The 6,334-nt window shown below is 36.6% G+C and carries 7 protein-coding genes; all 7 read left to right on the forward strand.

Going from position 1 to position 6,334, the window contains the following annotated elements:
• Positions 1 to 470, forward strand: a 470-nt coding sequence (locus HMPREF2731_RS04905; RefSeq protein ID WP_256337571.1) for a hypothetical protein, incomplete at its 5' end; no start/stop codon positions are given.
• Between the two features lie 450 nt (positions 471 to 920).
• Positions 921 to 1,859 (forward strand): 2-dehydropantoate 2-reductase, encoded by a 939-nt coding sequence (locus HMPREF2731_RS04910; protein WP_002291914.1) that lies wholly within the window; start codon positions 921 to 923, stop codon positions 1,857 to 1,859.
• A 12-nt stretch (positions 1,860 to 1,871) separates the two neighbouring features.
• Positions 1,872 to 2,924, forward strand: a complete 1,053-nt coding sequence (locus HMPREF2731_RS04915; protein ID WP_002291912.1) for a PTS sugar transporter subunit IIC — start codon at positions 1,872 to 1,874, stop codon at positions 2,922 to 2,924.
• 265 nt (positions 2,925 to 3,189) lie between these two features.
• Entirely contained in the window at positions 3,190 to 3,825 is a 636-nt protein-coding gene (locus HMPREF2731_RS04920) for a DUF998 domain-containing protein (protein ID WP_002309696.1), read from the forward strand.
• 167 nt (positions 3,826 to 3,992) lie between these two features.
• Positions 3,993 to 4,397, forward strand: a complete 405-nt coding sequence (locus HMPREF2731_RS04925) for an organic hydroperoxide resistance protein (RefSeq protein WP_002292291.1) — start codon at positions 3,993 to 3,995, stop codon at positions 4,395 to 4,397.
• A 132-nt stretch (positions 4,398 to 4,529) separates the two neighbouring features.
• Complete coding sequence (locus HMPREF2731_RS04930) at positions 4,530 to 5,573, forward strand: YncE family protein (RefSeq protein WP_070872435.1); 1,044 nt, start codon at positions 4,530 to 4,532, stop codon at positions 5,571 to 5,573.
• A gap of 14 nt (positions 5,574 to 5,587) precedes the next feature.
• On the forward strand, positions 5,588 to 6,151 hold the full coding sequence (locus tag HMPREF2731_RS04935) for a restriction endonuclease subunit S (protein ID WP_002294754.1): 564 nt from the start codon (positions 5,588 to 5,590) through the stop codon (positions 6,149 to 6,151).
• Positions 6,152 to 6,334: the final 183 nt, after the last annotated feature.

Raw genomic sequence — 6,334 nt, forward strand, 5'->3', positions numbered from 1 at the left:
TTTTCTGTCTAGTTAATTGTAGCCTATCCATAGTTAATTGTAGCCTATCCAAACTTTTGTTAAATAAGAGTGAGATAGGTAATAGAGATCAATATATTAGAGCTAAAGGGCAAGAAATAATTGATTCATTAGGTGAAATGAGGTCATACAATTATTTGTATGTAACACATAGAGCTGATGGAATGGTCATTACTGTGGGGAAATCTTCTTCTAATGATATTTTTTTAGATGGAGATCTTTTTTATCAACTCAATACAAATCACTTGTCTGGCACTGAAAATATAATTTTAAGGACGGAATATGGCAATGAAATATTTGCAAAATATGATGAGATTTTAAAAAATTATTTGGACTGGGCTTGGATAATTCCGGTTGAGTCAGGAGATGCTAAGAAACTGGAGAGATTATTGGGCGATGAACTAATTAATAAAAAAGTACCAATTTTAAATTATTATTCCCATAGACAATAAAAGGCTATTTTTCATGATAATACTAGTTATAACTGTAAAAATGGAAGAAAATCTGGGAAAGAAGTTTTTAAATAAGTGTATTGTTCGATTTTAATAAATAATAAGCAATACCATCCGTCTGTGTTGCGCAACATCGTACTACAATGAATATTTTTTCACAAAAAGAAAATCATCCATCGAATGAATGGAAGGTTTTAGTATACACGAGGTTAATGCCCCCTCTTTTATAATCAGAGGAGTGAGGTTTTTTCTATGAATGTTTCTATTTTCTTATTGCTAGTCTAGTTTCTCTTACGATAAAATTGGGATTCTATTCCAGTTTTTATTGATTTGCTGATAGAATAACTTGAATGGTGGATATAAACATGATAAATAAGAGAAGAATAACAAAACGAGGTTGTGAAAAGATTCTCAAATGAGTATAATAGAAAGAAAAAGGAGGAAGAATCAATGAAAATAGCAATTGCAGGCGCTGGCGCAATGGGAAGTCGCTTTGGGTTGATGCTTCACCAAAGTGGGAACGAAGTATTATTAATCGATGGCTGGGCAGAACATGTCCAACAAATCAAAGAACATGGATTACAAGCAAATTTTAATGGTAAAGAGGTAGAAGCAAAACTACCAATCGTTCTTCAATCCGAAGTAGAAAAAGAAGATCAAGTTGATCTGATTATTCTATTTACCAAAGCGATGCAGCTGGAAAAAATGCTGCAGGATATCCAATCATTAATCAAAAAAGATACAGAGGTCTTATGTCTATTAAATGGTATCGGGCATGAAGATATTATTGAGAAATTTGTACCAATGGAAAATATCTATATTGGAAATACCATGTGGACGGCAGGTCTTGAAGGTCCTGGTCAGGTCAAATTATTTGGAAGTGGTTCAGTAGAATTACAAAATTTAGGTGATGGAAAAGAAGCAGCTGCAAAAAAATTAGCAGACAAATTGTCTGAATCAGGATTAAATGCTCATTTTTCTGACAATATTCACTATTCTATTTATCGCAAAGCATGTGTGAACGGAACAATGAACGGACTATGCACAATCTTAGACGTTAATATGGCTGAGCTAGGAAAAACATCGACTGCTCATAAAATGGTGGCGACGATTGTCAATGAGTTTGCCAAAGTAGCAGCAGTAGAGAAGATTGAACTAGATGTCCCAGAAGTCATTGCACATTGTGAATCTTGTTTTGACCCGGAAACAATTGGGTTACATTATCCTTCAATGTATCAAGACTTGATTAAGAACCATCGATTAACAGAAATCGATTATATCAATGGCGCAATTTCTAGAAAAGGGAAGAAATATGGTGTTGCGACGCCTTATTGTGATTTCTTGACTGAGCTTGTCCATGCAAAAGAAGATAGTTTGAACGTAAAATAAAGGAGAGATTGAATGGAAACTTCACAAAAAATATCACCGAAAATTTTTCTGAATAAAGTCCTCGCTGGTACAGCAACAGGAATCATTATTGGATTGATTCCTAATGCAGTATTAGGTGCCATTTTAAAATATTTTAGTGCGTATCCCTTTGCGGTAACGATCGCACAGTTAGCAGTTATTTTTCAACTAGCAACACCTTTGATCATTGGTGGTTTGATTGCCTTACAATTTGGATTTGATCCGATGAGAATGATGGTTGTAGCCGGAGCTTCTTTTGTTGGTTCTGGTGTAGTCAAATTCACACCTGATTTGGGTGAAACGGGTGTTTACGTTGGTGCTGGTACAGGCGATATTATTAATACGATGCTGACAGCATCGATTGCTGTCGGGCTGATTTTACTGATTGGAAATAGTTTTGGGTCAGTGTCGATTGTGTTAACACCGATTGTTGTAGGTGTAGGTGCAGGTTTACTTGGTTTTTATTTATTCCCTTTTGTAACAGCAATTACTTCTGCAATTGGATCATTGATTAATAACTTCACTACCTTACAACCGCTGTTAATGTCTATCTTGATTGGTTGTTCCTTTGCCTTTTTGATTATCTCTCCTATTTCAACAGTAGCAATCGGAATGGCAATCCAACTAGATGGTGTTTCTGCTGGTGCGGCTGCGATGGGCGTAGCTGCAACCACTTTTGTTTTAGTAGTGAACTCTTGGAAGGTTAATAAGTCAGGTGTGACAATTGCGATTGCTTTAGGCGCTATGAAGATGATGATGCCTAATCTATTTAGAAAACCTGTGATTCTTATTCCTTGTTTAGTTAGTGCAGTGATTACAGCTATTCCTGTCGCTCTATTTTCTATTTCAGGTACGCCTGCTTCTGCTGGTTTCGGCGTGGTCGGACTTGTTGGTCCGTTGGCTTCTTTAGATGCAGGGCTAAATGGCTTTCTTGTTGTTCTTTGTTGGTTAGTCATCCCTGTTTTTGCGGCACTAATTACTCAATTTTTATGCGAGAAAGTATTTAAACTGTATGATCGAGAAGAAGTCTTCAAATTTTTAGGCTAGTAGATTTTACTAAGAAATTTTCAATCAATGGATGCGTAAGTGAGATGTCAACAACATCTGACTTACGTTTTTTTGCCTTTTTGAGTAGGAGATTGATGCTGACAACTGAACTCTTCAGTGCCATTCGATTTTTTAAAATGTAGAAGAAACTCACCTTTATGTTATTGATTGTTCAAAAGGCAACTAGAATAAAAATATGTGTTAAAATGTGAAAAAATTTGATTGTTGGATGTATCGAATAATCACTAAAAAGTAGGGGAAGAAAATGATTTTTTTGCAAAAATATGGTTTTTATTTTTTATTATTAGGTGTGATTAGTGATTTATCGACACCGTATATCCTTGGCCTTTTTTATCCCAAACTGAATCAAATGACTACCGTAATTAGTGTGTTTGGTGACGTAGATAGTCCAGTCAGACGTGCTTTCTTGGTCTGGTCAGTTGTATCTGGACTTTTTTTTGTTCTTTCGTTGCCTGCGTTGTATCACCTATTTGTTGGAACATCAAAAACACTTGCAATACTTGCTGTTGCAACAGTTGGTTTATATGGGATAGGTGATTGTATTTTTACTGGGTTATTCAGTATCAATACGAATGAAAGTTCTTGGAATCTATCGACTTGGATCCATAATATAGGTTCTGGGCTAGGCTATGCAGGCTTTCTACTTTTCCCATTGTTACTTGTTCTGCTTTATCGTCAAAGTGGTCATGGTACGCTTAGCCATTTTTATCTTGTTTTAACAGTTATTAGTTTACTAATTGCAGGTCTTTACGGATTAGCACGGATTCCGTCGATTAGTCAGTTTGCCTTCTTTAAGCAATTGGGCTTCTTTCAACGATTAAGTTTTTTCTTTAACTATTTGGGTTCTATGATATTTGGTGTCCTTACTCGCCTTGAGTAACAACACCAAATATCATAGAACCCTTCTTTTTTTGTATAGATAAACTGCTTCTATCACTGATCATCGATGTTGTCTAACTGATGTCGCCGAATGCAAGCATTACCTTTGTCAGATTAAAAAATACTCGTTACACTTAATATAGAACGACGAAAGAAAGGATGATCTCAATGAAAAAAATGTACGAAACAGCAATGATCAATCGTGGAGGCCGTGATGGCGAGGTTGAGGCACCAAACGGAAGTATGCACATGAAGATCGACCGCCCAGGAATCCATAGTGAAGGGACAAATCCGGAACAACTTTTTGCGGCTGGATACGCATCTTGCTTCAACGGCGCGGTTCAACACATGCTGGAAGAAAATAATCTTGAGTCTGATTCTGAAGTCAAAGCACGGGTATCTTTATTTCAATTAGAAGATGGGGGCTACCAAATCGGGGTTGTTTTAGAAGTTTCTTTGCCAGGACTTGAGAAGGACCAAGCAGAGAAAATCGCAGAAGAAGCCCACGCATTTTGCCCATACTCTAAAGCAACAAGAGGCAATATTGATGTGGAAGTGACTATAGTAGAATAAGGGATTCTTAATGTTACTATAAATGAGATTATGAAAGATCCTATAAAGAAACGCTAGTAAAAGAAACATGTAGTTACGGTAATTAATAGCGGTATATGGACGATTGATCGAATAGAACAAGGAGGCAAAAAAATGACACAGCGGGTAGCAATAATGATTTTAGTGTTGCTGGTCATTGGCCTCCTTGTTTACTATGTCCTAAAGTTTAAGCATTGGAAGCAGCAACGGATACATCAGGATATTGAAAAAAAGTTAAAACGGTATCCTATTGTTCAAGCAGCTTGGGAAAAGGCTGAAGCAAAACAATATAACATTCCTGGATTAACAGAAACAAGAATGGTGGTGCCGGAAACCGGCGAAAATGAGGTTTGTCAATGGATGACGCCGCAAGGGTTGGCTTTTTCTCAAGATTTTGTGTTTATTTCTGCCTACTGCTATGACCATCAGCATCATTCTATTATTCAGGTACTGGATAGAGAAACAGGACAGCCGATCAAACTGCTGATTTTACCTAAACGGCCACATGTAGGGGGCTTAGTATATGATACAAAACGGGAACTTTTATGGTTGACAATCACAGGATCTGCTACTGGACGAGTAGCCGCTTTACGTTTGATCGATATCTTAGCAGATACATCTGAAGAGACGGGACAGCCAATCGCTTATTGGCTGACAACTGATCTCTCAGAGATTCCACAAGCATCGTATTTGACTCAAAACAATGATCAACTGGTATCTGGCAACTTCACACTAAAAGGTGAAGGACAGTTGACTTTCTATCTATTGCCGACGATAGCTGAAATGAAAACAGCAATTCGCCGCAAAGACAAAATCCAACCAACCGTGACAATGAGCAGAAAAACATCTGATAAGATTCAAGGTGTGGCTTTTTATGGCCATTATCTCTTAGCCAGTCGTTCTTATGGTCCTTATACCTCGGAACTCTTAGTGTCCGAGCGGGACTCTCCTAGCCGGATCCTAAAACGAATCAAATTTCCACCGTATTTGGAACAAATCGTTGTTGTAGAAGATCGTCTAGCAGTATTGTTTGAAAGTGGCGCCGCAGCGTATCGCGAGAAAGCCAATCCTGTGTTAGCCAATGTTTTATTACTAGACTTAGCAACGTTGCTTCATGCAAATAAGCGTCCCAAAAAGATTGCTGCAACTAAAAAATAGTCGGACAACTCAAGATGATCACTGTTGTTCATAAAGAACGACAAGAAAAATCATCTAGCGATGTTCGACTATGGGTTTATTTAGGAAGTATTTCTACTAAGATTCAATATGGCTATACAGATTCGGCGAAAAAACAAGGCAATGTTAAGTTTTTGAGAATCACAGATATACAAGAGGGACGTGTAAATTGGTCCAGTGTGCCTTACTGTGATATTAGTAATTCTAAACTAGTTGATTTAAGATTGGAAGAAAATGACATTTTGATAGCAAGGACAGGAGGAACTATGGGAAAAAGTTTCTTGGTTAAGGAAATAAGTGAGGAATCTGTTTTTGCTTCTTACTTGATTCGAATTAGGTTAGTTGAGAAATTATTATCAGAATACGTAGACTGCTTCTTAGACTCGCCATTATATTGGAAGTTATTAGAAAAAATTTCTTACGGAACTGGGCAACCAAATGTAAATGGTACAAATTTATCTAAACTACTTATACCATTACCACCTTTAGAAGAACAACAACGCATGACTACTAAAATAGAAATGATAAGAAGATCTATTCGTAGAATCAATTTTGAGTAAATATAACGGACCTAGCATCCATTTTATACCAGATGATGCTAGGTCTATTATTTATATTTTATGGAATTTAATTGATTTGTTCTAGTGTTTTAATATTATTACGACAGTAAAAAAATAGTTTGATTCTTCTAACATGAATGACCATCTAGAAGGAGAGTGTAAAATATTTTGTGTAAATAGAAA

Origin of the sequence: Enterococcus sp. HMSC072F02 (assembly GCF_001837725.1) — a bacterium.
In the GTDB taxonomy this organism is placed as follows: Bacteria; Bacillota; Bacilli; order Lactobacillales; family Enterococcaceae; genus Enterococcus_B; species Enterococcus_B lactis.